The sequence below is a fragment of the Nocardia sp. PLKS1-43 genome (genome assembly GCF_059510335.1).
Genome location: NZ_JCAJZQ010000048.1, coordinates 1 through 1,193 on the forward strand (window position 1 = coordinate 1; position 1,193 = coordinate 1,193).

Annotated in this window: 1 protein-coding gene; it reads left to right on the forward strand. The window is 62.8% G+C overall.

Annotated features, from left to right (window positions below; translation table 11 throughout):
- The first annotated feature begins 93 nt into the window (after window positions 1-93).
- Complete coding sequence (locus AC5WS7_RS40605) at window positions 94-1,182, forward strand: IS630 family transposase (RefSeq protein ID WP_495959985.1); 1,089 nt, start codon at window positions 94-96, stop codon at window positions 1,180-1,182.
- The last annotated feature ends 11 nt before the right edge of the window (window positions 1,183-1,193 follow it).

Genomic DNA, 1,193 nt, shown 5'->3' on the forward strand with positions numbered 1-1,193 from the left:
CTAGTGCCTCGTCCAGGAAGGTTGCCGCGGTAACCGGGTGTCGAGTTGATCGTGGGCCTGTGACCGGTGATGCTCCCGGTGGAGGTGATGCCGGTGGCCAGAAAGCCGGAAGTGTTTGTGCGAGAGGTGAGCCCGGAAGAGGGTCGCCGGTTGCAGAAGATCACGAAAACAAGCAAACAACCGATCAGGATGCGGCGTGCCATTGTGGTGATGGCCTCGGCGCAACGCCAGCCGGTCCCCGCGATCGCCCGGTTGATGCAGGTCAGCGAAGCCTATGTGCGGCAAGTGATCCACGATTTCAACGAACGGGGGTTCGAGGCACTGGACCCAAAATGGAGCGCGGGCAGACCGAAGAAGGTGGACCGGGCAACGCGTGAACGCATCGCCTGTATCGCCCGGTGCTGCCCGCGAGACCTCGGCTGGCCGTTCTCGGTATGGAGCCTATCGAAACTGCGAGAAGTGCTGGCCGCCAACGCGATCGCTGTCATCAGCCGTGAGACACTGCGCAAGATCTTGAAAGGCGAGGGTGTGTCGTGGCAGGCAGTCAAGACTTGGAAAGCCGGCACCGATCCCGAATTCAGCACCAAGATGAACCGCATCCTGGACCTCTACGACCACCGGCCTGCCGACGGACGGGTGGTCTGTGTCGATGAGTTCGGGCCGTTGAACCTACAACCCCGCGCTGGTCGGGGCTGGTTTCCGCAGCAGAAGCCGAGGCGGTTGCGGGCGACCTACCACCGCACCCACGGTGTCCGGCACCTGCTCGGCGCACTGGATCTGGCAACCGGGAAGATCCACTACCGGATCCGTGATCGTAAGCGGTGGCAGGAGTTCCTCGGGTTGTTGAAGTCGCTGCGAGCCCGCTGGCCCCGCGACAAGCTCTACGTCATCGCCGACAACTTCTCCCCGCACAAGCGAGCCGAGGTCAGGGGCTGGGCCGCAGCTCATGACGTGGAACTGGTGTTCTTGCCAACCTATTCGTCGTGGTTGAACTGGATCGAGTCCGAATTCGCGGCGCTGCGCTACTTCGCGTTGAACGGAACCGATCACCGCAGCCACGGCGAGCAGGACGCCGCGATCGGCGCCTACATCCGCTGGCACAACCAGCACGCCCGACCCAAACGAGACTTCGCCGTCAACTCCAAGATCCGGCGACCGGATTACCTACCGAAGGTTGCTTGACGAGGCACTAG